This window comes from Escherichia sp. MOD1-EC5950, from assembly GCF_002965345.1.
Taxonomy (GTDB): Bacteria; Pseudomonadota; Gammaproteobacteria; order Enterobacterales; family Enterobacteriaceae; genus Escherichia; species Escherichia marmotae.
The window spans coordinates 112,183-136,728 of the sequence record NZ_PTSR01000009.1 but is presented as its reverse complement, the minus strand read 5'-3'; the positions used below and the strand labels follow the sequence as shown (position 1 = coordinate 136,728).

The following is a 24,546-nucleotide window of genomic DNA, read 5'->3' as shown; positions in this document are numbered from 1 at the left end:
CTGATAAGCGTAGCGCATCAGGCAATCTTACGTTTGTGATCATCGCGAGGCTTCCTTCGGGAAGCCTTGTTACGTTATCGCGGCATTAAATTTGCCGTAACTGCGCTTCAACATACAAATAGCCAATCCCCAGCACCTGTTGCGCGCGGCTTAATTGCCCGAAGCCAATTTGCGTCGCTTTCACGCCAGGCCCTTCATCGCGGTCGAACGGATTAAACCCTGTCTGGCGAATAATGGTATTAAGCCAGTTCTCGCCAAAGGCGCAACTACGACCATACAGCCAAATCTGATTAATATTGAGGATGTTGAGGAAGTTATACAGACTTAAACCAATGGCGTTAGCACTGCGGTCAACCCAACTGGTGACCCACGGTTCTCCACTTTGCCAGGCAGCGATTAATTGCGCGGTAGTCAGTTTTTCGGGATCAAGTTGAGTATTGTCCGGCTGTGATTTTAGCCATACCCGCGCCTGCTTTTTTAATGCGCTTAACGAGGCGACGGTTTCCAGGCAGCCGTAACGTCCACAATCACAGGCGACGCCATCGGGGTTAACGATGGTGTGACCAATCTGTCCGCTGCCATACAAACTGCCGCGATAAATTTGCTCGTTAATCACGAACGACGAGCCAATGCCGTAATCAACGTTGATCACGCAGAAATCACGCCCCTGCGAATTTTTTTGCCATTTCTCCGCCAGCGCCAGCATCACGCAGTCATTATCGACCATTACCCGAATGCCGAGCTTTTCTTCCAGCAGATATTTCACCTCAACCGGCGCTGTCCACGGCGCTTGCGGCATGGTTTGCGATACGCCGGTGACCGGATCAACCTGGCCGTGAATTGCCAGCGCCAGATTGATAGTGCGCTCTGGCCACAGTTTGCGATGGCGATGCCAGCATTTTTCGATCTCCGCCAATAGCGCCTGCGGTGTCGGAGCGTCAATCTGAAAGCGTTCAAATTCACCTTTCGGACTTAAACAGGCATTAGCGACCTGACACTCAATGCTGGTGGGCGTAACGTTCAGACACAGCGTCCAGGCACCCTCCGGTGCAATGAGCCATGTGCCGCTGCTATGCCCGCGCGTCTGGCTTTCATCGTCGATATTCACCACCCGCTTTTCGTTTTCCAGCTCCTGCAAAATATTACTGACTGCCGGAATTGAAATTTGCGCCAGTCGGGCCAGCGTCGATTTATTGGCACGTTTTTGCCGGTACAGCAGCTCCAGAATCACGCATTTGTTATGGTGGCGGATCTGTTGATTGTTAATGCAGGCTCTCATCTTCACTAAACCTTGTTTAGTTAATTGCGTGATTATTCCGCGAAAACATTGCCAGATTGTTCAATACACTGCCACAAATCTTTTAATTCAGTATGTCTTGTTAATATTGAGGGCACCATGACTCCAGTAAAAGTGTGGCAAGAGCGCGTTGAGATCCCGACCTATGAAACCGGGCCGCAGGATATACATCCCATGTTTCTGGAAAATCGCGTTTATCAGGGATCGTCCGGCGCGGTTTATCCCTATGGCGTGACGGATACGCTGAGCGAGCAGAAAACCCTGAAATCGTGGCAGGCTGTATGGCTGGAAAACGACTACATCAAAGTGATGATCCTGCCGGAACTGGGCGGTCGTGTGCATCGCGCGTGGGATAAAGTAAAACAGCGCGATTTTGTCTATCACAATGAGGTGATAAAACCGGCGCTGGTAGGGCTGTTGGGGCCGTGGATCTCTGGCGGGATTGAGTTTAACTGGCCGCAACACCATCGCCCGACCACCTTTATGCCCGTTGATTTCGCCATCGAAGCACATGAAGATGGCGCACAGACTGTATGGGGTGGCGAAACGGAGCCGATGCACGGTTTACAGGTGATGACCGGTTTCACGCTGCGCCCTGACCGTGCCGCACTGGAAATCGCCAGCCGCGTCTATAACGGCAATGCTACGCCGCGTCATTTTTTGTGGTGGGCCAATCCGGCGGTGAAAGGTGGTGAAGGGCATCAGAGTGTTTTCCCACCGGATGTGACTGCGGTATTCGATCATGGCAAACGGGCCGTTTCAGCTTTCCCCATTGCCACCGGAACCTATTACAAAGTGGACTACTCCGCCGGAGTGGACATTTCTCGTTATAAAAATGTACCCGTTCCAACATCATATATGGCCGAAAAATCACAGTACGATTTTGTTGGCGCGTGGTGTCACGATGAAGATGGCGGTTTGCTTCACGTTGCCAACCACCATATTGCACCAGGTAAAAAACAGTGGAGCTGGGGACACAGTGAATTTGGTCAGGCGTGGGATAAGAGCCTGACCGACAATAACGGCCCGTATATCGAACTGATGACTGGCATTTTTGCTGACAACCAGCCCGATTTTACCTGGCTTGATGCTTACGAAGAGAAGCGTTTCGAGCAGTATTTCCTGCCTTATCATTCTCTGGGCATGGTGCAAAACGCCTCCCGCGACGCGGTGATTAAATTAGAGCGTAGCGAGCGGGGGATTGAGTGGGGGCTGTATGCCATCTCCCCGTTGAGTGGATATCGTCTGGCGATCCGCGAAATCGGCAAATGCAACGTGTTACTTGACGATGCCGTAGCCCTGACACCAGCGACCGCCATCCAGGGCGTGTTACGCGGTATTGATCCGGGCAGATTGACTATCGAACTTTCCGATGCTGACGGCAATATTGTACTGAGTTATCAGGAACATCAGCCGCAAGAACTACCGTTGCCGGACGTTGCTAAAGCGCCACTGGCAGCACAAGACATTACCAGTACAGATGAAGCCTGGTTTGTCGGTCAGCATCTGGAGCAATACCATCACGCCAGCCGTTCGCCGTTCGATTACTACCTGCGCGGCGTGGCGTTGGATCCGCTCGATTATCGCTGCAACCTGGCGCTGGCGATGCTGGAATATAACCGCGCAGATTTCCCGCAAGCGGTGGCATATGCCAGTCAGGCGCTAAAACGCGCACATGCGCTGAATAAAAACCCGCAGTGCGGACAGGCAAGTTTGATTCGCGCCAGTGCTTACGAACGTCAGGGGCAATATCAACAAGCCGAAGAGGATTTCTGGCGTGCAGTCTGGAGCGGCAACAGTAAAGCGGGCGGCTATTACGGTCTGGCACGACTGGCGGCGCGTAATGGCAACTTCGAGGCAGGGCTGGATTTTTGCCAACAAAGCCTGCGCGCCTGCCCAACTAATCAGGAAGTGCTTTGCCTGCATAATCTGCTGCTGGTATTAAGCGGCCGTCAGGATAATGCGCGTTTACAGCGCGAGAAACTGCTGCGCGATTATCCGCTGAACGCCACCCTGTGGTGGTTGAACTGGTTCGATGGTCGTTCTGAATCTGCCTTCACGCAGTGGCGAGGTCTGTGTCAGGGGCGCGACGTGAACGCCCTGATGACTGCCGGGCAGTTGATTAACTGGGGAATGCCCGCCCTGGCGGCAGAGATGCTGAACGCACTGGACTGCCAACGCACGTTGCCGCTTTATCTGCAAGCGAGCTTATTGCCGAAAGCTGATCGTGGCGAACTGGTGACAAAAGCCATTGATGTCTTTCCGCAGTTTGTCCGTTTCCCGAATACGCTGGAGGAAGTGGCGGCACTGGAGAGCATTGAAGAGTGTTGGTTCGCCCGTCATTTACTGGCCTGCTTCTACTACAACAAGCGTTGCTACGACAAAGCCATTGCCTTATGGCAGCGTTGCGTAGAGATGTCGCCGGAGTTTGCCGACGGCTGGCGCGGGTTGGCGATCCATGCGTGGAATAAGCAGCACGATGATGAACTGGCCGCGCGTTATCTTGATAATGCTTATCAGCTTGCGCCACAGGATGCTCGTCTGCTTTTCGAACGCGATTTGCTGGATAAGTTAACCGGATCTTCGCCGGAGAAACGACTGGCGCGTCTGGAAAATAATCTGGAAATTGCCCTGAAACGCGACGACATGACCGCAGAACTGCTCAATTTGTGGCATCTCACCGGTCAGGCAGACAAAGCGGCGGACATTCTCGCCACGCGCAAATTCCATCCGTGGGAAGGCGGGGAAGGGAAAGTTACCTGCCAGTTTATCCTCAACCAGTTGTTACGCGCCTGGCAACACCTTGATGCCAGACAGCCGCAGCAGGCAAGCGAACTGCTTCATGCCGCGTTGCATTATCCGGAGAATTTAAGCGAAGGTCGTTTACCTGGGCAGACTGATAACGACATCTGGTTCTGGCAGGCAGTATGCGCGAAAACGCAGGGCGATGAAGCTGAGGCGACGCGCTGCTTACGAATGGCGGCGACCGGCGATCGCACCATTAACATCCACAGTTATTACAACGATCAGCCGGTCGATTATCTCTTCTGGCAAGGGATGGCACTGCGATTGCTGGGCGAACAACAAACGGCACAGCAACTGTTCAGTGAAATGAAACAGTGGGCGCAACAGATGGCGAAAACCAGTATCGAAGCGGATTTCTTTGCTGTTTCACAACCGGACTTGTTGTCGCTGTATGGCGATTTACAACAGCAGCATAAAGAAAAATGCCTGATGGTGTCGATGCTGGCGGCTGCGGGATTAGGGGAGATTGCGCAATATGAATCTGTGCGCGCTGAACTGACGGCGATTAATCCGGCCTGGCCGAAAGCGGCATTATTCACCACCGTGATGCCTTTTATTTTTAACTACGTTCACTAAACCCTATTAACTGTAATATTTGAGCGGCATGCGCTGCCGCTCATCACTAAATAATTAAAATAAGCCGTTGTAAATAAAAACCCTACAGGAGGCACTATGCCTGAAAAAATGAGAGCAACCCGTAATATAATTTTAATAGCTACGCTTTTGGGTAGCGCACTATTCGCCAGGGCTGCGGAAAAAGAAATGACCATTGGCGCAATATATCTTGATACTCAGGGATATTACGCCGGTGTACGTCAGGGTGTTCAGGATGCGGCAAAAGATTCCTCAGTACAGGTACAGTTAATAGAAACCAACGCACAGGGGGATATTTCAAAAGAAAGTACTTTTGTTGATACCCTCGTGGCGCGTAATGTTGATGCCATTATTTTGTCGGCAGTGTCTGAAAATGGCAGTAGCCGCACCGTTCGACGCGCCAGTGAGGCGGGTATTCCAGTGATTTGCTACAACACCTGTATTAATCAGAAAGGGGTCGATAAATATGTCTCGGCGTATCTGGTGGGCGATCCTCTGGAATTCGGTAAAAAACTGGGTAATGCCGCCGCCGATTATTTTATTGCCAACAAAATTGAACAACCAAAAATTGCCGTCATAAATTGCGAAGCTTTTGAAGTTTGTGTGCAGCGGCGTAAAGGGTTTGAAGAAGTATTAAAAGCCCGTGTTCCCGGAGCGCAAATTGTCGCGAATCAGGAAGGTACTGTTTTAGATAAAGCGATTTCTGTCGGTGAAAAACTGATTATCTCCACGCCGGATCTCAACGCCATTATGGGGGAATCGGGCGGCGCGACACTCGGCGCAGTTAAAGCAGTACGTAATCAAAATCAGGCCGGGAAAATCGCCGTCTTTGGTTCAGATATGACGACTGAAATTGCCCAGGAACTGGAAAACAACCAGGTGCTGAAAGCGGTAGTGGATATTTCCGGTAAGAAAATGGGTAACGCTGTTTTTGCGCAAACATTGAAGGTTATCGATAAAAAAGCCGACGGTGAAAAAGTGATTCAGGTGCCTATCGATCTCTATACCAAAACGGAAGACGGTAAGCAGTGGCTGGCAACGCATGTTGATGGTCTGCCCTAATAGCTGATTCGCAGAGGTCCCTATGTTCACGGCAACAGAGGCAGTCCCGGTAGCAAAAGTGGTGGCAGGAAATAAGCGTTATCCCGGCGTCGTTGCGCTGGATAACGTTAATTTCACGCTCAATAAAGGCGAAGTTCGCGCGCTGTTAGGTAAAAACGGCGCGGGCAAATCGACCCTCATTCGAATGCTCACCGGCAGCGAACGCCCGGACAGCGGCGATATCTGGATTGGCGAGACGCGGCTGGAAGGTGACGAAGCTACGCTGACTCGCCGTGCCGCTGAACTGGGGGTACGCGCGGTTTATCAGGAGTTAAGTCTGGTGGAGGGGCTGACGGTGGCGGAAAACCTCTGCCTTGGTCAATGGCCACGCCGCAACAGCATGATTGATTACCCGCAAATGGCGCAGGATGCCCAACGTTGCTTACAGGCGCTGGGTGTCGACGTTAGCCCTGAACAACTTGTATCGACGCTAAGTCCGGCGCAAAAGCAACTGGTGGAAATTGCGCGAGTGATGAAGGGCGAGCCGCGCGTGGTCATTCTTGATGAACCTACCAGTTCGCTTGCCAGTGCGGAAGTTGAACTGGTGATCAGCGCCGTGAAAAAGATGTCGGCACTGGGCGTGGCGGTGATTTATGTCAGCCACCGGATGGAAGAAATCCGCCGTATCGCTTCCTGCGCCACCGTCATGCGCGATGGTCAGGTGGCGGGCGATGTGATGCTCGAAAACACCTCCACCCGTCATATTGTGTCGCTGATGCTTGGACGCGATCACGTTGATATTGCGCCGGTTGCCGCCCAGGAAATTGCTGACCAGATCGTGCTGGATGTTCGTGCGTTACGCCACAGACCAAAACTTGCGGAGATCAATTTTTCACTTCGTCGTGGTGAAGTGCTCGGTATTGCTGGCCTGCTGGGAGCCGGGCGCAGTGAATTGCTGAAAGCGATTGTTGGACTGGAAGCGTTTGAGCAGGGCGAAATTGTTATCAACGGCGAGAAAATCACGCGCCCGGATTACGGCGACATGTTGAAACGCGGCATCGGCTATACCCCGGAAAATCGCAAAGAAGCGGCGATCATTCCCTGGCTGGGCGTTGACGAAAATACAGTGCTGACCAACCGGCAAAAAATCAGCGCTAACGGCGTGCTGCAATGGTCCACCATCCGCCGCCTGACCGAAGAGGTGATGCAACGGATGACAGTCAAGGCTGCCAGTAGCGAAACGCCGATTGGTACGCTTTCCGGCGGTAATCAGCAAAAAGTGGTGATCGGTCGTTGGGTCTATGCCGCCAGCCAGATTCTGTTGCTCGACGAGCCAACGCGCGGCGTCGATATCGAAGCCAAGCAGCAGATTTACCGTATTGTCCGCGAGCTGGCCGCAGAAGGAAAAAGCGTGGTGTTTATCTCCAGTGAAGTGGAGGAGTTGCCGCTGGTGTGCGACCGCATCCTGTTGTTACAGCACGGCACGTTCTCGCAGGAGTTTCACTCGCCGGTCAATGTGGATGAGCTGATGTCCGCCATTCTGTCTGTGCACTGATGAATTTTACCGAGGAACCTGAAGATGTCTGCTTCGTCATTACCATTGCCGCAGGGCAAGAGCGTCTCGCTCAAACAATTTGTCAGTCGCCACATTAATGAGATCGGTTTGCTGGTGGTGATAGCCATTCTATATCTGGTCTTCTCCCTGAACGCGCCAGGCTTTATCTCATTAAATAACCAAATGAACGTGCTACGCGATGCCGCCACCATCGGTATTGCCGCCTGGGCGATGACGCTGATTATTATCTCCGGTGAAATTGATGTCAGCGTTGGGCCAATGGTCGCTTTTGTCTCGGTGTGCCTGGCATTTTTACTGCAATTTGAGGTTCCTCTGGCGGTGGCGTGTTTGTTGGTGTTGCTGTTAGGCGCGCTGATGGGAACGCTCGCCGGGGTGTTACGTGGCGTGTTTAACGTGCCAAGTTTTGTGGCCACGCTGGGGTTGTGGAGCGCCCTGCGCGGTATGGGGCTGTTTATGACTAACGCCCTGCCTGTGCCGATTGACGAAAACGAGGTACTGGACTGGCTGGGTGGGCAATTTCTCGGCGTGCCGGTATCCGCGCTGATCATGATGGTGTTGTTTGCGCTGTTTGTGTTCATCAGCCGTAAAACTGCCTTCGGGCGTTCGGTTTTTGCTGTGGGCGGTAATGCCACGGCGGCGCAGTTGTGCGGGATTAACGTCCGGCGAGTACGCATTCTTATTTTTACCCTTTCAGGATTATTAGCGGCGGTGACCGGCATTTTACTGGCGGCGCGCCTCGGTTCTGGTAACGCAGGCGCGGCAAACGGTCTGGAGTTTGACGTGATCGCAGCCGTGGTAGTTGGTGGTACGGCGCTTTCCGGCGGTCGCGGCTCCCTGTTCGGTACGCTGCTTGGCGTTCTGGTCATTACGCTAATCGGTAACGGCCTGGTGCTGCTCGGAATTAACTCCTTTTTCCAGCAGGTGGTCCGCGGCGTCATCATCGTGGTGGCGGTACTGGCGAATATCTTGCTGACCCAGCGAAGCAGTAAAGCGAAACGCTAAATATTAACGCCCCTGGCGCGGGTGCGGCAGGGATGAAAATTAATCGTATTGTTAATGAGGGACTTATGAAAACGATGCTGGCAGCTTACTTACCAGGAAATTCGACCGTTGATCTACGGGAAGTTGCGGTGCCGACGCCGGGGATTAACCAGGTACTGATCAAAATGAAATCCTCCGGGATTTGCGGAAGCGATGTCCACTATATCTATCATCAACACCGCGCCACGGCGGCGGCGCCCGATAAACCGTTGTATCAGGGATTTATCAACGGTCATGAACCGTGCGGGCAGATTGTGGCTATGGGGCAAGGCTGTCGACATTTTAAAGAGGGCGATCGTGTGCTGGTGTATCACATTTCCGGCTGTGGTTTTTGCCAGAACTGTCGTCGTGGTTTTCCTATCTCCTGTACCGGTAAAGGAAAAGCGGCTTACGGCTGGCAGCGTGATGGCGGTCATGCCGAATATCTGCTGGCGGAAGAAAAAGATCTGATCCTCCTGCCAGACGCACTGAGCTACGAAGATGGAGCGTTTATCAGTTGCGGCGTTGGCACGGCGTATGAAGGGATTTTGCGCGGCGAAGTCTCCGGCAGCGATAACGTGCTGGTGGTCGGTCTGGGGCCGGTCGGGATGATGGCGATGATGCTGGCGAAAGGTCGCGGTGCGAAACGGATCATCGGCGTTGATATGTTGCCGGAACGTCTGGCGATGGCGAAACAGTTAGGTGTGATGGATCACGGTTATTTAGCAACCACTGAAGGTCTGCCGCAGATAATTGCCGAACTCACCCACGGCGGCGCGGATGTTGCGCTCGATTGTTCCGGTAATGCTGCGGGGCGCTTGCTGGCATTGCAATCCACCGCCGACTGGGGACGCGTGGTTTACATCGGGGAAACTGGAAAAGTGGAGTTCGAGGTCAGCGCCGATCTGATGCACCATCAACGGCGGATTATTGGCTCCTGGGTGACCAGCCTGTTCCATATGGAAAAATGCGCTCACGATCTGACGGACTGGAAACTGTGGCCGCGTAACGCCATTACCCACCGCTTCTCACTGGAACAGGCGGGTGAGGCGTATGCGCTGATGGCAAGTGGCAAATGTGGGAAAGTCGTGATTAATTTCCCGGATTAAGGAGTTAGCGGATGACCATCTATACCTTATTTCATGGGGCGCTAAAGCTGGATATCTCTGACCAGGGCGGAGTCATAGAAGGCTTCTGGCACGACACGACGGCGTTGCTACGTCCGGGTAAAAAAAACGGTGTGGCAACCGATGCCTCCTGTTTTCCGCTGGTGCCGTTTGCTAACCGGGTGAGCGGCAACCGCTTTGTCTGGCAAGGGCGTGAGTATCCGCTACATCCTAACGTTGAATGGGACGCGCATTATCTGCACGGCGATGGCTGGCTGGGCCAGTGGCAATGTGTAACGCGCAGCGATGATAGTTTATGTCTGGAGTATGAACATCGCGGTGGCGTTTATCATTATCGGGTAAGTCAGACGTTTCATTTAACGGCAGATGCGCTGACGGTCACGCTCTCTGTCACCAATGAAGGTGCAGAGACGCTGCCGTTTGGTACGGGCTGGCATCCTTATTTTCCGTTGTCGTCGCAAACGCGGATTCAGGCGCAGGCGAGCGGTTACTGGCTGGAGCGGGAACAGTGGCTGGCGGGGGCGTTTTGCGCGCAGTTACCGCTGGAGCTGGATTTCAATCAGCTCGCGCCGTTGCCGCGTCAGTGGGTGAACAATGGTTTTTCCGGATGGAATGGTCAGGCACGCATTGAGCAGCCACAGCAGGGTTACGCCATCACTATGGAAACGACGCCGCCCGCACCGTGTTATTTCATCTTTGTTTCGGACCCGACGTTTGATAAAGGGTATGCGTTTGATTTCTTCTGCCTGGAGCCGATGAGTCATGCGCCGGATGACCATCATCGTCCCGAAGGCGGAGATCTCATTGCGCTTGCGCCGGGGGAGTCAACAACCTTAGAGATGTCGTTGCGGGTTGAGTTGCTGTAATTTATAAAATGCCGGATGCACAGGCCTACAATGGGTGCCGGAGCGGTAGGCCGGATAAGGCGTTCACGCCGCATCCGGCATGTTTTTAACGCCGATCGAGAGAGATCGCCCCCGGTCCGGTAATCGCCAGCAGCAGGAATGCGCCTGCAATACTGACATTTTTCCAGAAATTAATCATATTTGGCCCGACCTCATCCCCCGTCATATCCCAGTAATGATGGCCAATCACCGCTGTACCCAGCGTGTAGAAAATAAACAGCACCGCCAGCGGACGAGTGAAAAAACCAAGCACGATTAATATCGCGGCAGGCACTTCCATAACTACCGCAATAATTGCCGCCAGCATCGGCATTGGCGCGCCCAGCGAGGCCATATATTGGACCGTACCGTCAAAGCCCATCATTTTGGGAAAACCAAAAATAATGAAAATTAAGATGATGGCAATACGGGCAATTAATAACAAAACGGGGCGGGCTGCGCCAAAATCAAAATAACGTAGTGTGTTCATAACCAATCCCTTTGCAAAAAGATGTGATTTAAACGTAATACACACTCTGGCACCTCGCCACGCCCCAGGCGTTGAGATATTCGCTAATTATCCTGGTTTGCTATAACGGCATAGCGCAGGTCGCTGACAATGTGCTTGCTGCTTCATGCCGGGAAGCTCGCTCGAATATTCTTATTTTCCAACTTGCAACAACATTCGATTAACTCCAGACTAACGCCTCCTGACGGGAGGGACTCATGGTTTTGCAATCCACGCGCTGGCTGGCGCTCGGTTATTTCACGTACTTTTTTAGCTACGGCATTTTTCTACCTTTCTGGAGCGTCTGGCTTGAGGGGATTGGCTTAACGCCAGAAACCATCGGTCTGTTGTTAGGGGCCGGTCTGGTTGCCCGTTTTCTCGGTAGTTTGATAATCGCGCCCCGCGTCAGCGATCCTTCTCGTCTGATTTCCGCGCTGCGGGTGCTGGCGTTGCTGACGCTGCTGTTTGCCGTTGCCTTCTGGGCTGGCGCGCATGTCGCGTGGCTAATGGTGGTAATGGTCGGTTTTAACCTCTTTTTCTCACCGCTGGTGCCGTTGACTGACGCGCTGGCGAATACCTGGCAAAAGCAGTTTCCGCTTGATTACGGCAAAGTGCGGCTGTGGGGCTCGGTGGCATTTGTCATTGGTTCGGCGCTGACGGGCAAACTGGTCACGGTGTTTGATTATCGGGTGATCCTCGCAATGTTGACGCTGGGCGTGGCATCCATGCTACTTGGTTTTCTCATTCGCCCGACCATTCAACCACAAGGGGTAAGCCGCCAGCAGGAGAGCACGGGATGGCCGGCCTGGCTGGCGCTGGTTCGCCAGAACTGGCGCTTTCTGGCTTGTGTTTGTCTATTGCAGGGAGCGCACGCGGCGTATTACGGTTTTAGCGCCATTTACTGGCAGGCAGCGGGTTACTCGGCTTCGGCGGTGGGCTATTTGTGGTCACTTGGGGTGGTGGCGGAAGTGATCATCTTTGCGCTGAGTAACAAACTTTTCCGTCGCTGTAGCGCTCGCGATATGTTGTTGATCTCAGCGATTTGCGGAGTGGCGCGTTGGAGCATTATGGGGGCAACCACTGAGTTACCGTGGTTGATATTGGTGCAGATCCTGCATTGCGGCACTTTTACCGTGTGCCACCTGGCCGCCATGCGCTATATCGCCGCTCGTCAGGGTAGTGAGGTGATCCGTTTGCAGGCGGTTTACTCTGCCGTCGCGATGGGCGGCAGTATCGCTATCATGACCGTCTTCGCCGGATTCTTGTATCAATATCTGGGGCACGGCGTGTTCTGGGTGATGGCATTGGTGGCGCTTCCGGCAATGTTTCTGCGCCCAAAAGTGGTTCCCTCATGCTGATTATTCCAGCATTTTACGGATCTGCTCCTGTTGGTGTGCGGTCAGGGTCTGATTCGTATGAATCAGCGGCGGCGAAAAGAGCGGTAACGGGATGGTATAAGGTGCAATAATCAGCACAGCGTTTCTCGGTGCGCCATTTCGTAAAAAGGCCTTCACCGATATATGTTTAATATTGAGCGGCAGTAGCGTAATTTCGCGCAATTGTTGCTCAATACTTGCTTCTCTTTCACTGTCATTGTCCGTCAGTAAAACAATCTGTTTTTCGTTAACTTCATTTGCTTGCATCAGCCATGCGCCGAAAATCACCGCCACCAGACCACTTTCCTCATCGGAAAAACGGACATTGTATTCACTTTCAAACCCGGCCAGCGCCGCGCGGGTTGTACGAACCAGGCGTGGGTAAAGTCGGCTGAACTCTTCTGGCAAGGTGTTATCAATACCGATGGCAAACAAACTGCGGCGTAATGCCTGAGCGAGATGAGTATAAAGCTGATCGCATAACCCCTGTTCATCATAGAAACGGACATTTCCCAGCTCACGAAAATGTTGTACCAGACGGACAATAGCCTGACGCAATTGCCGATCGCGCTGATGGGTATCCTGCAGCGGATTGGGAACCCGCAACATGGAAAAGAGCAATGCCATAAACAACGGTTCATCTGGTGGTACAGGCTGGCGCGCCCGGCGTTGCCAGTGGCGGCCAATTTCTTGTGCTATCTGAAATTCAAGGCAGGATTCAGCCCATCGACGTTGCTGTGGGTTAAATTGTGGCGTGATCCCGGCATGATGTTGTAGCAGGCAATATTGCAGATACAGGCACAGAAAATGAATATCACGAGCTTCAAAGCATTTTTGCAATCGTCGCGAACACAGATTAACTAAAGCTTGTAGGTTGGTATCGTCGTAAAAGTTGCGAGCAATCCCCCGACGCTTCAATTCTTCCTTTATGGCAGGGGCGAAACGACCGGTGATAAATGACGGGCATAAACGGAAACCGCGTCGTAGCCAGTGAAATAAACATAAACGTTGATTAAGTACTGTACCTTCAATCCGGTAGCTACCGTCATAACCAGTAGTGAGCGTGAGTTGATGATAGCGCAGGATCTCCCGTCCTGTTTCGCTGATATCAAAACTGGCAATATCATCATCCACACCATTAAGCTCGCTAAACGTTGCCGTGGTGGCGGTCAACCCCGGCTGAAATAGCGTTAACAAGATCTGGCAGCGGCGCTGGGGAGCAGAAAGGGCAGATGGTGGAGCAAGTGTAGACATCATCTGTTGATCTCCCATAAGCATAATTGATAAGGATAGCTAAAGTTTGCTTAGGGAAATGGTGAATGGAACGCTATTTATCAGAAATGCGGGCAGGCGTCACAGAATTTTTATCGATATAAACAGCAATGGCCAGTTGAATGCCATGTCTTAAGGTGATTTCATGCTGTTTTATCGGGTTTTAATCTTAAGGTTAATTCTACGGGCTTAACGTATTGAGGATAAAATCTACCGCTTGTTCGCGATAAACATCACCATGACGATCGGAAAAAGCGTCAATGTGTTCGCCATCGGGGATCAGAATCAGCCGTTTTGGCTCTTTCGCCAGAGCATATAACTTTTCACTGTGCTGCCAGGGGATAACGTGATCGGCTTTGCCGTGAATCAGTAAAAGCGGAATGGGGCTGACGCTGGCAATGTAATTTTCACCGCTGTAACTTTCATCAAGTAAGTAACCACTGCCGGGGATCATCTGGTTGGCGATGGTTGAGTAAGAGGCAAATGTGGAGTCGAGGATCACCGCGCGGATGCCCTCACGATTGCCCTGACCAATAACATCAAGAATATTCGCACCGCCAATACTCTGACCAAACAGTACCAGTCGCTGCGGGTTTACATCACTGCGATGGCGCACCACGTTGATGGCGCTCAGTGTATCGTCCAGTAATCCGGCTTGCGAAGGCGTTCCTTTAGACTTACCAAACCCACGATAATCAAACATAAACACGTTGAAATTGCGTTCGGGTAACCAACTGACCAGTGGCCAATGTGCAGACATATTTCCGGCATTGCCATGAGCATGGATCACCGTAGCGATGGCATTTTCAGCGGGGCCAGTCGATGACGGAATAAACCAGCCTTGCAGGCGTGTGCCATCTTCAGCGGTAAACTCTACGGATTCTGCTGACCAGGGGTCAGGGCCATAAATTTTGTTATCAGGATAATAGAAAAAATTGATAGCGACGCGCGGCACTAAATAAACGCAGACGGCAACAACAAAGAGAATAAACAGAATCTTGAAAACGCGCTTGTTTACTGGCAGGACCATAACCTTTCCTTGCGACTTTTTTGTAATCCATTAATCGGGGAAAGATGGTGGGAGAGCGGTGAGGGAAAGTAAAGCGGCGAGAAAGTATTTTGGAATAGCGCCTGAAAGGCGAGGGCGGGTGAGAGAAATCACCCGCCAGAGAAATTAACGCTTCAGTGCGTCGCTTAACTCGTCACGCATGTTTGACAGCATGGCTTTTACTACGCGTGGGTTACCCGCAACGATGTTACCGGTCAGTATGTAGTTATGACCACCAGTGAAGTCGCTGACGATACCACCAGCTTCACGAACCAGCAGTTCGCCTGCGGCGAAGTCCCACGGACGCAGACCGATTTCAAAGAAACCGTCAACGCGACCAGCAGCGACATAAGCCAGATCCAGTGCCGCAGAACCAGTACGACGGAAGTCAGCACATTCGTTGAATAGTTTGCCGACGATGTTAATGTAGGTGGTGGCGTACTGTTTTGCTTTGAACGGGAAGCCGGTCGCCAGAATAGTACCGTCGAGATCGCGAGCGGTGCTGCCACGCAGACGGTAGCCGTTCAGTTGTGCGCCCTGACCGCGAGTCGCGGTGAACAGTTCGTTACGCATAGGATCGTAAACCACAGCAACTTCGGTGCGGCCTTTGATGCGAACAGCGATAGATACCGCGAAATGCGGCAGACGTTTGATAAAGTTGGTGGTGCCATCCAGTGGATCGATAACCCATTGAACATCCTGATCAGTACCTTCAAGTTCACCGCTTTCTTCGGTGATGATGGTGTGCTGCGGGTAAGATTTACGAATCGTGTCGATAATCACCGCTTCGGCAGCTTTATCTACGTTGGTCACGAAATCGTTGCTGCCTTTCTGGCTCGCTTCTACAGCGTCCGGGGTTTCATAGTTTTTGGCAATTAAATTACCCGCCTTGCGCGCTGCGCGCACGGCGATGTTCAGCATCGGATGCATCGGTCTCTCTCACTGGATGTTAAAGAACGGGAAAACGGCGCAGAGTATAGCAGCGAGATCGGCATCTGTCTTCGTTTTATGATAAGATGCGCGAATAATCTTTAGACGAAGAAAGACAATGCTGCAAAATATTCGAATTGTGCTGGTGGAGACGTCACACACCGGCAATATGGGTTCTGTTGCCCGAGCCATGAAAACAATGGGATTAACCAATCTGTGGCTGGTTAATCCTCTGGTGAAACCTGACTCCCAGGCGATCGCGTTGGCAGCGGGAGCCAGTGATGTGATTGGTAATGCGCAGATTGTCGATACACTCGACGAAGCGTTGGCTGGTTGTAGCCTGGTCGTTGGCACCAGCGCGCGTTCCCGTACGCTGCCGTGGCCGATGCTCGACCCGCGCGAATGCGGTTTGAAAAGCGTCGCTGAAGCGGCAAACACGCCGGTGGCGCTGGTCTTTGGTCGCGAGCGCGTCGGCTTGACCAATGAAGAGCTGCAGAAATGCCATTATCATGTCGCGATTGCTGCGAACCCGGAATACAGCTCGCTGAACCTGGCGATGGCAGTACAGGTTATCGCCTATGAAGTGCGTATGGCCTGGCTGGCGACCCAGGAAAACGGCGAGCAGGTTGAGCATGCAGAGACGCCGTATCCGCTGGTGGATGATCTGGAACGTTTTTACGGTCATCTGGAGCAAACGTTGCTGGCAACCGGTTTTATTCGTGAAAACCATCCGGGGCAGGTGATGAATAAATTGCGTCGTCTGTTTACGCGTGCGCGTCCGGAAAGTCAGGAGTTAAATATCCTGCGTGGGATTCTGGCTTCTATTGAGCAGCAGAATAAAGGCAACAAGGCCGAATAACAGTCATTGCCTGATGCGACGCTTAACGCGTCTTATCAGGCTTACAAGTGCACGGAACCGTAGGTCGGATAAGGCGTTTACGCCGCATCCGACAACAGGTACAAATGCCACGATAAGAAAATGGCACTGAAGGCTAAATACCTGACTAAATCAGTCAAGTAAATAGTTGACCAATTTACTCGGGAATGTCAGACTTGACCCTGCTATGCAATACCCCCACTTTTACAATAAAAAACCCCGGGCAGGGGCGAGTTTGAGGTGAAGTAAGACATGAGACTGACATCTAAAGGGCGCTATGCCGTGACCGCAATGCTGGACGTTGCGCTCAACTCCGAAGCAGGCCCGGTTCCGTTGGCTGATATTTCTGAACGTCAGGGAATTTCCCTTTCTTATCTGGAACAACTGTTTTCCCGTCTGCGTAAAAATGGTCTGGTTTCCAGCGTACGTGGACCTGGCGGTGGTTATCTGTTGGGCAAAGATGCCAGCAGCATCGCCGTTGGTGAAGTGATTAGCGCCGTTGACGAATCTGTAGATGCCACCCGTTGTCAGGGTAAAGGCGGCTGCCAGGGCGGCGATAAATGCCTGACCCACGCGCTGTGGCGTGATTTGAGCGACCGTCTCACCGGTTTTCTCAACAACATTACTTTAGGCGAACTGGTCAATAACCAGGAAGTGCTGGATGTGTCTGGTCGTCAACATACTCACGACGCGCCACGTACCCGCACACAAGACGCGATCGACGTTAAGTTACGCGCTTAATAAAAAGAATTCAGAGTCAGGCCGGAGTGTTTATCACTTCGTAAACACGGTCGTACATCCAGCCGGTAGCCTGATTCCTTGCATTGAGTGATGTACGGAGTTTATAGAGCAATGAAATTACCGATTTATCTCGATTACTCCGCAACCACGCCGGTGGACCCGCGTGTTGCCGAGAAAATGATGCAGTTTATGACGATGGACGGAACCTTTGGTAACCCGGCCTCCCGTTCTCACCGTTTCGGCTGGCAGGCTGAAGAAGCAGTAGATATCGCCCGTAATCAGATTGCCGATCTGGTCGGTGCTGACCCGCGTGAAATCGTCTTTACCTCTGGCGCAACCGAATCTGACAACCTGGCAATTAAAGGTGCAGCCAATTTTTATCAGAAAAAAGGCAAGCACATCATCACCAGCAAAACCGAACACAAAGCGGTACTGGACACCTGCCGTCAGCTTGAGCGTGAAGGTTTTGAAGTCACCTACCTGGCGCCGCAGCGTAACGGGATTATCGATCTGAAAGAACTCGAAGCGGCGATGCGTGATGACACCATCTTCGTTTCTATCATGCACGTGAATAACGAAATCGGCGTGGTACAGGATATCGCGGCTATCGGTGAAATGTGCCGTGCCCGTGGCATTATCTATCACGTTGATGCAACCCAGAGCGTGGGTAAACTGCCTATCGACCTGAGCCAGTTGAAAGTTGACCTGATGTCTTTCTCCGGTCACAAAATCTACGGTCCGAAAGGTATTGGCGCGCTGTATGTGCGTCGTAAACCACGCGTGCGCATTGAAGCGCAAATGCACGGCGGCGGTCACGAGCGCGGTATGCGTTCCGGTACACTGCCGGTTCACCAGATCGTGGGTATGGGCGAAGCCTATCGCATCGCAAAAGAAGAGATGGCGACCGAGATGGAACGTCTGCGCGGCCTGCGTAACCGTCTGTGGAACGGCATCAAAGATATCGAAGAAGTTTACCTGAACGGTGACCTGGAACACGGTGCGCCGAACATTCTCAACGTCAGCTTTAACTACGTTGAAGGTGAGTCGCTGATTATGGCGCTGAAAGACCTCGCGGTTTCTTCAGGTTCCGCCTGTACGTCGGCAAGTCTCGAACCGTCCTACGTGCTGCGTGCGCTGGGGCTGAACGACGAGCTGGCACATAGCTCTATCCGTTTCTCTTTAGGTCGTTTTACTACTGAAGAAGAGATCGACTACACCATCGAGTTAGTTCGTAAATCCATCGGTCGTCTGCGTGACCTTTCTCCGCTGTGGGAAATGTACAAGCAGGGCGTGGATCTGAACAGCATCGAATGGGCTCATCATTAATCGGTATCGGAATCAGGAGAATTTATAATGGCTTACAGCGAAAAAGTTATCGACCATTACGAGAATCCGCGTAACGTGGGTTCCTTCGACAACAACGACGAAAACGTGGGCAGCGGCATGGTGGGTGCACCAGCCTGTGGCGACGTGATGAAGTTGCAGATTAAAGTCAACGATGAAGGTATCATTGAAGACGCGCGTTTTAAAACTTACGGCTGCGGTTCCGCTATCGCTTCCAGTTCTCTGGTGACCGAATGGGTGAAAGGGAAATCTCTCGACGAAGCACAGGCGATCAAAAACACCGATATTGCTGAAGAACTTGAACTGCCACCGGTGAAAATTCACTGTTCTATTCTGGCAGAAGACGCGATCAAAGCCGCCATTGCGGACTATAAAAGCAAACGTGAAGCAAAATAAGAGTTGAGGTTTGGTTATGTCGATTACACTGAGCGACAGTGCAGCAGCGCGAGTAAATACCTTTCTGGCTAACCGCGGTAAAGGGTTTGGCCTGCGTCTGGGTGTGAGAACCTCTGGGTGTTCAGGTATGGCGTATGTACTGGAATTTGTTGACGAACCGACGCCGGAAGACATCGTGTTTGAAGACAAAGGCGTGAAAGTCGTGGTCGATGGCAAAAGCCTGCAATTTCTGGACGGTACGCAACTGGACTTCGTAAAAGAAGGCCTGAACGAAGGGTTTAAATTCACCAACCCGAACGTAAAAGATGAATGTGGTTGCGGCGAAAGCTTCCACGTCTGATGCGCATACCGATAACCCCACCGTGGTCGCCTGCGCGTGGGGTTTGTTTTACCTGATTCGCCGTCATTGCGGCGGATCGCAGCCCTGAGAATGTTATGGATTACTTCACCCTCTTTGGCTTGCCTGCCCGTTATCAACTCGATACCCAGGCATTGAGCCTGCGTTTTCAGGATCTACAACGTCAGTATCATCCTGATAAATTCGCCAGCGGAAGCCAGGCGGAACAACTCGCCGCCGTCCAGCAATCCGCAACCATTAACCAGGCATGGCAAACGCTGCGTCATCCATTGATGCGGGCAGAATACCTGCTTTCGCTGCACGGTTTTGATCTTGCCAGCGAGCAGCATACAGTGCGCGACACCGCGTTCCTGATGGAACAACTGGAGCTGCGCGAGGAGCTGGACGAGATCGAACAGGCGAAAGACGAAGCGCGGCTGGAAAGCTTTATCAAACGCGTCAAAAAGATGTTTGATACCCGCCATCAGTTGATGGTTGAACAGTTAGACAACGAGGCGTGGGACGCGGCGGCGGATACCGTGCGTAAGCTGCGTTTTCTCGATAAACTGCGAAGCAGTGCCGAACAACTCGAAGAAAAACTGCTCGATTTTTAATTTCTGGAAGCTAAACATGGCCTTATTACAAATTAGTGAACCTGGTTTGAGTGCTGCGCCGCATCAGCGTCGTCTGGCGGCCGGTATTGACCTGGGCACAACCAACTCGCTGGTGGCGACAGTACGCAGCGGTCAGGCCGAAACGTTAGCCGACCATGAAGGCCGTCACCTGCTGCCGTCTGTTGTTCACTATCAACAGCAAGGGCATTCGGTGGGGTATGACGCGCGTACTAATGCAGCGCTTGACACAGCCAACACCATTAGTTCTGTTAAACGCCTGATGGGGCGCTCGCTGGCTGATATCCAGCAACGCTATCCGCATCTGCCTTATCAATTCCAGGCCAGCGAGAATGGTCTGCCGATGATTGAAACGGCGGCGGGACTGCTGAACCCGGTGCGCGTTTCTGCGGACATCCTCAAAGCACTGGCAGCACGGGCAACTGAAGCCCTGGCAGGCGAGCTGGATGGTGTGGTTATCACCGTTCCGGCGTACTTTGACGATGCCCAGCGTCAGGGCACCAAAGACGCAGCGCGTCTGGCTGGCCTGCATGTCCTGCGCTTGCTCAACGAACCGACCGCTGCGGCTATCGCCTACGGGCTGGATTCCGGTCAGGAAGGTGTGATTGCCGTTTATGACCTCGGCGGCGGGACTTTTGATATTTCCATTCTACGTTTAAGTCGCGGCGTGTTTGAAGTGCTGGCGACCGGCGGTGATTCTGCGCTCGGTGGTGATGACTTCGACCATCTGCTGGCGGATTACATTCGCGAGCAGGCGGGCATTCCTGACCGTAGCGATAACCGCGTTCAGCGTGAACTGCTGGATGCCGCCATTGCGGCCAAAATCGCTCTGAGCGATGCCGATTCCGTGACTGTTAATGTTGCGGGCTGGCAGGGCGAAATCAGCCGTCAACAATTCAACGAACTGATCGCACCACTGGTTAAACGAACCTTACTGGCCTGTCGTCGCGCGCTGAAAGACGCGGGCGTTGAGGCTGATGAAGTTCTGGAAGTGGTGATGGTTGGCGGTTCTACCCGTGTGCCGTTGGTGCGTGAACGGGTGGGCGAATTTTTCGGTCGTCCGCCACTGACCTCCATCGACCCGGATAAAGTTGTCGCCATTGGCGCGGCGATTCAGGCTGATATTCTGGTGGGTAACAAGCCGGACAGTGAAATGCTGCTGCTCGACGTGATCCCCCTGTCGCTGGGCCTTGAGACTATGGGCGGCCTGGTGGAGAAAGTGATCCCACGTAATACCACCATTCCGGTGGCCCGCGCCCAGGATTTCACCACCTTTAAAGATGGTCAGACGGCAATGTCTATCCATGTTATGCAGGGTGAGCGTGAACTGGTGCAGGATTGCCGCTCGTTGGCACGTTTTGCGCTGCGTGGGATCCCGGCGTTACCGGCTGGCGGTGCGCATATTCGCGTAACGTTCCAGGTCGATGCCGACGGTCTTTTAAGTGTGACGGCGATGGAGAAATCCACCGGCGTTGAGGCGTCTATTCAGGTCAAACCTTCTTATGGTCTGACCGACAGCGAAATCGCCTCAATGATTAAAGACTCAATGAGCTATGCCGAGCAGGACGTAAAAGCCCGTATGCTGGCTGAACAAAAAGTCGAAGCGGCGCGCGTACTGGAAAGTCTGAACGGCGCGCTGGCTGCGGATGCCGCGCTGTTAAGCACCGCAGAACGTCAGGTCATCGACGATGCCGCTGCTCACCTGAGTGAAGTAGCGCAGGGCGATGATGTTGACGCCATTGAACAAGCGATTAAAAACGTAGACAAACAAACCCAGGATTTCGCCGCTCGCCGCATGGACCAGTCGGTTCGTCGTGCGCTGAAAGGCCATTCCGTGGACGAGGTTTAATATGCCAAAGATTGTTATTTTGCCTCATCAGGATCTCTGCCCTGATGGTGCTGTTCTGGAAGCTAAGAGCGGTGAAACCATTCTCGACGCTGCGCTGCGTAACGGCATCGAGATTGAACACGCCTGTGAAAAATCCTGCGCTTGCACCACCTGCCACTGTATCGTTCGTGAAGGTTTTGACTCGTTGCCGGAAAGCTCTGAGCAGGAAGACGACATGCTGGACAAAGCCTGGGGGCTGGAGCCGGAAAGCCGTTTAAGCTGCCAGGCGCGCGTCACCGATGAAGATTTAGTGGTCGAAATTCCGCGTTACACTATCAACCATGCGCGTGAGCATTAACAGAGGTTAGTATGGGACTTAAGTGGACCGATAGCCGCGAAATTGGCGAAGCACTGTACGATGCGTATCCCGATCTCGACCCGAAAACGGTTCGATTCACCGATATGCATCAGTGGATTTGCGATCTGGAAGATTTCGACGACGACCCGCAGGCATCTAACGAGAAAATCCTCGAAGCGATTTTGTTAGTCTGGCTGGACGAAGCTGAGTGAATAAACGGGCTGCCTGGGGGTAGCCCGTTTTGCTGTTAAACAAATAAGGATAACTAAAATGACAGAAGCGATGAAAATTACCCTTTCTTCCCAACCTGCTGATGCGCGTTGGGGAGAAAAAGCGACTTACAGCATTAATAATGATGGCATTACCCTGCACCTGACCGGGGCTGACGATTTGGGGCTGATCCAGCGTGCGGCGCGCAAGATTGACGGTCTGGGCATTAAGCATGTCCAGTTAAGTGGTGAAGGCTGGGATGTGGATCGTTGCTGGGCGTTCTGGCAGGGTTACAAAGCGCCTAAAGGTACGCATAAAGTCGAGTGGCCGGAGTTGGACGATGCACAACGCCAGGAACTGGATAACCGCCTGATGATCATCGACTGGGTGCGTGACACCATCAACGCACCGGCTGAAGAACTGGGGCCATCACAACTGGCGCAGCGTGCTGTTGATCTGATCAGCAACGTTGCGGGCGATCGTGTGACTTACCGGATCACTAAAGGCGAAGATCTGCGCGAGCAGGGTTATATGGGGCTGCACACTGTTGGACGCGGATCAGAACGTTCCCCGGTATTGCTGGCGCTGGACTATAACCCAACGGGCGATAAAGAAGCGCCGGTATACGCTTGCCTGGTAGGCAAAGGCATCACCTTTGATTCCGGCGGTTACAGTATCAAACAGACCGCGTTTATGGACTCGATGAAGTCCGATATGGGCGGTGCTGCAACGGTTACCGGAGCGCTGGCATTTGCTATTACGCGCGGTCTGAATAAACGCGTGAAACTGTTCCTCTGCTGTGCGGATAACCTGATCAGCGGCAACGCGTTCAAACTGGGCGATATCATCACCTATCGCAACGGTAAAAAAGTCGAAGTGATGAACACCGATGCGGAAGGGCGACTGGTGCTGGCAGATGGCCTGATTGATGCCAGCGCGCAGAAACCGGAACTGATTATTGATGCTGCGACCCTGACCGGAGCGGCGAAAACCGCGCTGGGTAATGATTATCACGCACTGTTCAGTTTTGACGATGCGCTGGCAGGGCGTTTGCTGACGAGTGCCGCGCAGGAGAATGAACCATTCTGGCGTCTGCCACTGGCGGAGTTCCATCGTAACCAGTTACCGTCAAACTTTGCCGAACTTAACAATACCGGAAGCGCGGCTTATCCGGCAGGGGCGAGTACGGCGGCGGGCTTCCTGTCGCACTTTGTTGAGAACTATCAGCAAGGTTGGCTGCACATTGACTGCTCAGCGACTTACCGTAAAGCGCCGGTTGAGCAGTGGTCTGCGGGCGCGACCGGGCTGGGTGTGCGCACGATTGCCAATCTGTTAACTGCGTAATCTTTTATGCCGGATGCGGTTCAAGCCACATCCGGTTTTTTTATCAGACCGTTGGCAAAGTGCATTTGTTCATGCTGGATGCGGCGTAAACGCCTTATCCAGCCTACAAAGTATTGCAAATTCAACAAATTGCGATTCACTTGTAGGCCTGATAAGCGTAGCGCATCAGGCACTTGCGCCCAGAACGTTGAATGATTTGTGGTTCTTATGTCCGAAACAAAAAATGAACTTGAAGACCTGCTGGAAAAAGCAGCAACCGAACCGGCACACCGTCCGGCCTTTTTCCGTACTCTACTGGAATCCACTGTCTGGGTGCCGGGTACAGCGGCGCAGGGCGAGGCAGTAGCTGAAGATAGTGCACTTGATTTACAGCACTGGGAAAAAGAAGATGGCACCAGCGTCATTCCTTTTTTCACCTCGTTAGAAGCACTTCAACAGGCGGTTGAAGACGAACAAGCATTTGTCGTGATGCCCGTTCGTACGCTGTTTGAGATGACCCTTGGTGAAACGCTCTTCCTTAATGCAAAACTGCCCACCGGCAAAGAGTTTATGCCGCGTGAAATCAGTTTGCTGATCGGTGAAGAGGGAAACCCACTGAGCAGTCAGGAAGTGCTGGAAGGTGGCGAGTCGCTGATATTATCGGAAGTCGCAGAGCCGCCAGCACAAATGATTGATTCGCTCACCACCTTATTTAAAACCATTAAGCCGGTGAAGCGCGCTTTTATTTGTTCAATTAAAGAAAGCGAAGAGGCACAACCTAATTTGCTTATTGGTATTGAAGCAGATGGCGATATCGAAGAAATTATTCAGGCGGCGGGAAGCGTGGCGACCGATACGTTACCGGGCGATGAACCTATCGATATTTGTCAGGTGAAAAAAGGGGAAAAAGGAATTAGCCACTTTATTACCGAACATATTGCGCCATTCTATGAACGTCGCTGGGGTGGATTCCTGCGTGATTTTAAACAGAATCGGATAATATAAAATATGCCGCCCCAAAG

The 24,546-nt window shown here is 52.6% G+C and carries 23 protein-coding genes; 18 read left to right on the top strand and 5 right to left on the bottom strand.

Annotated features, from left to right (window positions below; all coding sequences use genetic code 11):
• Positions 1 to 85: 85 nt before the first annotated feature.
• Positions 86 to 1,279: an ROK family protein gene (locus BEA93_RS12090; protein ID WP_001516887.1), complete on the bottom strand. Its 1,194-nt coding sequence runs from the start codon at positions 1,277 to 1,279 to the stop codon at positions 86 to 88.
• Between the two features lie 117 nt (positions 1,280 to 1,396).
• Between BEA93_RS12090 and BEA93_RS12085 the strand changes: the two genes are divergently transcribed.
• The 6 genes from BEA93_RS12085 to BEA93_RS12060 all read left to right on the top strand — a co-directional run bounded on the left by BEA93_RS12085 (position 1,397) and on the right by BEA93_RS12060 (position 10,326).
• Entirely contained in the window at positions 1,397 to 4,678 is a 3,282-nt protein-coding gene (locus tag BEA93_RS12085; RefSeq protein WP_105224807.1) for a DUF5107 domain-containing protein, read from the top strand.
• A 96-nt stretch (positions 4,679 to 4,774) separates the two neighbouring features.
• On the top strand, positions 4,775 to 5,758 hold the full coding sequence (locus BEA93_RS12080) for a substrate-binding domain-containing protein (protein ID WP_016242530.1): 984 nt from the start codon (positions 4,775 to 4,777) through the stop codon (positions 5,756 to 5,758).
• A gap of 22 nt (positions 5,759 to 5,780) precedes the next feature.
• On the top strand, positions 5,781 to 7,292 hold the full coding sequence (locus BEA93_RS12075; protein WP_105224808.1) for a sugar ABC transporter ATP-binding protein: 1,512 nt from the start codon (positions 5,781 to 5,783) through the stop codon (positions 7,290 to 7,292).
• Positions 7,293 to 7,316: 24 nt separating this feature from the next.
• On the top strand, positions 7,317 to 8,315 hold the full coding sequence (locus tag BEA93_RS12070) for an ABC transporter permease (protein ID WP_001276671.1): 999 nt from the start codon (positions 7,317 to 7,319) through the stop codon (positions 8,313 to 8,315).
• Positions 8,316 to 8,347: 32 nt separating this feature from the next.
• Positions 8,348 to 9,442, top strand: a complete 1,095-nt coding sequence (locus tag BEA93_RS12065) for a zinc-dependent alcohol dehydrogenase family protein (protein WP_000700840.1) — start codon at positions 8,348 to 8,350, stop codon at positions 9,440 to 9,442.
• 11 nt (positions 9,443 to 9,453) lie between these two features.
• Positions 9,454 to 10,326, top strand: coding sequence for an aldose 1-epimerase (locus BEA93_RS12060; RefSeq protein ID WP_001516882.1), 873 nt, complete (start codon positions 9,454 to 9,456; stop codon positions 10,324 to 10,326).
• 85 nt (positions 10,327 to 10,411) lie between these two features.
• Here the strand turns inward: BEA93_RS12060 and BEA93_RS12055 are convergent, their stop codons facing one another.
• Positions 10,412 to 10,834 (bottom strand): DoxX family protein, encoded by a 423-nt coding sequence (locus BEA93_RS12055; RefSeq protein WP_105224809.1) that lies wholly within the window; start codon positions 10,832 to 10,834, stop codon positions 10,412 to 10,414.
• Between the two features lie 236 nt (positions 10,835 to 11,070).
• Here BEA93_RS12055 and BEA93_RS12050 point away from each other — a divergent pair, with 236 nt between their 5' ends.
• Positions 11,071 to 12,210 carry a 3-phenylpropionate MFS transporter gene (locus BEA93_RS12050; RefSeq protein WP_000244163.1) on the top strand — a complete coding sequence of 380 codons (1,140 nt, stop codon included), beginning with the start codon at positions 11,071 to 11,073 and terminating at the stop codon, positions 12,208 to 12,210.
• Here BEA93_RS12050 and csiE read toward each other — a convergent pair whose 3' ends face one another.
• The 3 genes from csiE to suhB form a co-directional block, all read right to left on the bottom strand.
• Positions 12,211 to 13,485: a stationary phase inducible protein CsiE gene (gene csiE / locus BEA93_RS12045; protein ID WP_105224810.1), complete on the bottom strand. Its 1,275-nt coding sequence runs from the start codon at positions 13,483 to 13,485 to the stop codon at positions 12,211 to 12,213.
• 196 nt (positions 13,486 to 13,681) lie between these two features.
• Positions 13,682 to 14,530, bottom strand: a complete 849-nt coding sequence (locus BEA93_RS12040; protein WP_001516879.1) for an alpha/beta hydrolase — start codon at positions 14,528 to 14,530, stop codon at positions 13,682 to 13,684.
• A gap of 144 nt (positions 14,531 to 14,674) precedes the next feature.
• On the bottom strand, positions 14,675 to 15,478 hold the full coding sequence (gene suhB / locus BEA93_RS12035) for an inositol-1-monophosphatase (protein WP_000553448.1): 804 nt from the start codon (positions 15,476 to 15,478) through the stop codon (positions 14,675 to 14,677).
• Positions 15,479 to 15,596: 118 nt separating this feature from the next.
• On the opposite strand from suhB, the gene trmJ reads away from it, so the two are divergent.
• The 11 genes from trmJ to sseB all read left to right on the top strand — a co-directional run bounded on the left by trmJ (position 15,597) and on the right by sseB (position 24,529).
• Positions 15,597 to 16,337 carry a tRNA (cytosine(32)/uridine(32)-2'-O)-methyltransferase TrmJ gene (gene trmJ, locus BEA93_RS12030; RefSeq protein ID WP_000940037.1) on the top strand — a complete coding sequence of 247 codons (741 nt, stop codon included), beginning with the start codon at positions 15,597 to 15,599 and terminating at the stop codon, positions 16,335 to 16,337.
• A gap of 270 nt (positions 16,338 to 16,607) precedes the next feature.
• The gene (iscR, locus tag BEA93_RS12025) at positions 16,608 to 17,096 is read left to right on the top strand and encodes a Fe-S cluster assembly transcriptional regulator IscR (protein ID WP_001241357.1); all 489 of its coding nucleotides are present in this window, start codon (positions 16,608 to 16,610) and stop codon (positions 17,094 to 17,096) included.
• Positions 17,097 to 17,207: 111 nt separating this feature from the next.
• Positions 17,208 to 18,422: a cysteine desulfurase gene (gene iscS, locus BEA93_RS12020; protein WP_105224811.1), complete on the top strand. Its 1,215-nt coding sequence runs from the start codon at positions 17,208 to 17,210 to the stop codon at positions 18,420 to 18,422.
• Between the two features lie 27 nt (positions 18,423 to 18,449).
• Positions 18,450 to 18,836 (top strand): Fe-S cluster assembly scaffold IscU, encoded by a 387-nt coding sequence (gene iscU / locus BEA93_RS12015; protein WP_000331707.1) that lies wholly within the window; start codon positions 18,450 to 18,452, stop codon positions 18,834 to 18,836.
• A gap of 16 nt (positions 18,837 to 18,852) precedes the next feature.
• Entirely contained in the window at positions 18,853 to 19,176 is a 324-nt protein-coding gene (gene iscA / locus BEA93_RS12010; protein WP_000028953.1) for an iron-sulfur cluster assembly protein IscA, read from the top strand.
• Positions 19,177 to 19,271: 95 nt separating this feature from the next.
• Positions 19,272 to 19,787: a co-chaperone HscB gene (hscB, locus tag BEA93_RS12005; protein ID WP_000384411.1), complete on the top strand. Its 516-nt coding sequence runs from the start codon at positions 19,272 to 19,274 to the stop codon at positions 19,785 to 19,787.
• Positions 19,788 to 19,803: 16 nt separating this feature from the next.
• Positions 19,804 to 21,654: a Fe-S protein assembly chaperone HscA gene (gene hscA / locus BEA93_RS12000; RefSeq protein WP_001516878.1), complete on the top strand. Its 1,851-nt coding sequence runs from the start codon at positions 19,804 to 19,806 to the stop codon at positions 21,652 to 21,654.
• A gap of 1 nt (position 21,655) precedes the next feature.
• A complete protein-coding gene (fdx, locus tag BEA93_RS11995) occupies positions 21,656 to 21,991 on the top strand; it encodes an ISC system 2Fe-2S type ferredoxin (RefSeq protein WP_001124467.1) in 336 nt (111 codons plus the stop codon).
• Between the two features lie 11 nt (positions 21,992 to 22,002).
• Positions 22,003 to 22,203 carry a Fe-S cluster assembly protein IscX gene (gene iscX / locus BEA93_RS11990; protein ID WP_000523616.1) on the top strand — a complete coding sequence of 67 codons (201 nt, stop codon included), beginning with the start codon at positions 22,003 to 22,005 and terminating at the stop codon, positions 22,201 to 22,203.
• Positions 22,204 to 22,261: 58 nt separating this feature from the next.
• Positions 22,262 to 23,545, top strand: coding sequence for an aminopeptidase PepB (pepB, locus tag BEA93_RS11985; protein ID WP_061090348.1), 1,284 nt, complete (start codon positions 22,262 to 22,264; stop codon positions 23,543 to 23,545).
• A 207-nt stretch (positions 23,546 to 23,752) separates the two neighbouring features.
• Positions 23,753 to 24,529 carry an enhanced serine sensitivity protein SseB gene (gene sseB, locus BEA93_RS11980; protein WP_010378943.1) on the top strand — a complete coding sequence of 259 codons (777 nt, stop codon included), beginning with the start codon at positions 23,753 to 23,755 and terminating at the stop codon, positions 24,527 to 24,529.
• Positions 24,530 to 24,546: the final 17 nt, after the last annotated feature.

Excerpts from the sequence above, each read along its gene's own strand:
- BEA93_RS12075 (WP_105224808.1), top strand. The coding sequence starts at position 5,781 with ATGTTCACGGCAACAGAGGCAGTCCCGGTAGCAAAAGTGGTGGCAGGA.
- BEA93_RS12080 (WP_016242530.1), top strand. The coding sequence starts at position 4,775 with ATGCCTGAAAAAATGAGAGCAACCCGTAATATAATTTTAATAGCTACG.
- BEA93_RS12040 (WP_001516879.1), bottom strand. The coding sequence starts at position 14,530 with ATGGTCCTGCCAGTAAACAAGCGCGTTTTCAAGATTCTGTTTATTCTC.
- BEA93_RS12050 (WP_000244163.1), top strand. The coding sequence starts at position 11,071 with ATGGTTTTGCAATCCACGCGCTGGCTGGCGCTCGGTTATTTCACGTAC.
- trmJ (WP_000940037.1), top strand. The coding sequence starts at position 15,597 with ATGCTGCAAAATATTCGAATTGTGCTGGTGGAGACGTCACACACCGGC.
- hscA (WP_001516878.1), top strand. The coding sequence starts at position 19,804 with ATGGCCTTATTACAAATTAGTGAACCTGGTTTGAGTGCTGCGCCGCAT.
- BEA93_RS12060 (WP_001516882.1), top strand. The coding sequence starts at position 9,454 with ATGACCATCTATACCTTATTTCATGGGGCGCTAAAGCTGGATATCTCT.
- iscA (WP_000028953.1), top strand. The coding sequence starts at position 18,853 with ATGTCGATTACACTGAGCGACAGTGCAGCAGCGCGAGTAAATACCTTT.
- iscU (WP_000331707.1), top strand. The coding sequence starts at position 18,450 with ATGGCTTACAGCGAAAAAGTTATCGACCATTACGAGAATCCGCGTAAC.
- pepB (WP_061090348.1), top strand. The coding sequence starts at position 22,262 with ATGACAGAAGCGATGAAAATTACCCTTTCTTCCCAACCTGCTGATGCG.
- BEA93_RS12085 (WP_105224807.1), top strand. The coding sequence starts at position 1,397 with ATGACTCCAGTAAAAGTGTGGCAAGAGCGCGTTGAGATCCCGACCTAT.
- BEA93_RS12055 (WP_105224809.1), bottom strand. The coding sequence starts at position 10,834 with ATGAACACACTACGTTATTTTGATTTTGGCGCAGCCCGCCCCGTTTTG.
- BEA93_RS12065 (WP_000700840.1), top strand. The coding sequence starts at position 8,348 with ATGAAAATTAATCGTATTGTTAATGAGGGACTTATGAAAACGATGCTG.
- iscR (WP_001241357.1), top strand. The coding sequence starts at position 16,608 with ATGAGACTGACATCTAAAGGGCGCTATGCCGTGACCGCAATGCTGGAC.
- hscB (WP_000384411.1), top strand. The coding sequence starts at position 19,272 with ATGGATTACTTCACCCTCTTTGGCTTGCCTGCCCGTTATCAACTCGAT.
- BEA93_RS12090 (WP_001516887.1), bottom strand. The coding sequence starts at position 1,279 with ATGAGAGCCTGCATTAACAATCAACAGATCCGCCACCATAACAAATGC.
- iscX (WP_000523616.1), top strand. The coding sequence starts at position 22,003 with ATGGGACTTAAGTGGACCGATAGCCGCGAAATTGGCGAAGCACTGTAC.
- sseB (WP_010378943.1), top strand. The coding sequence starts at position 23,753 with ATGTCCGAAACAAAAAATGAACTTGAAGACCTGCTGGAAAAAGCAGCA.
- csiE (WP_105224810.1), bottom strand. The coding sequence starts at position 13,485 with ATGATGTCTACACTTGCTCCACCATCTGCCCTTTCTGCTCCCCAGCGC.
- BEA93_RS12070 (WP_001276671.1), top strand. The coding sequence starts at position 7,317 with ATGTCTGCTTCGTCATTACCATTGCCGCAGGGCAAGAGCGTCTCGCTC.
- iscS (WP_105224811.1), top strand. The coding sequence starts at position 17,208 with ATGAAATTACCGATTTATCTCGATTACTCCGCAACCACGCCGGTGGAC.
- fdx (WP_001124467.1), top strand. The coding sequence starts at position 21,656 with ATGCCAAAGATTGTTATTTTGCCTCATCAGGATCTCTGCCCTGATGGT.
- suhB (WP_000553448.1), bottom strand. The coding sequence starts at position 15,478 with ATGCATCCGATGCTGAACATCGCCGTGCGCGCAGCGCGCAAGGCGGGT.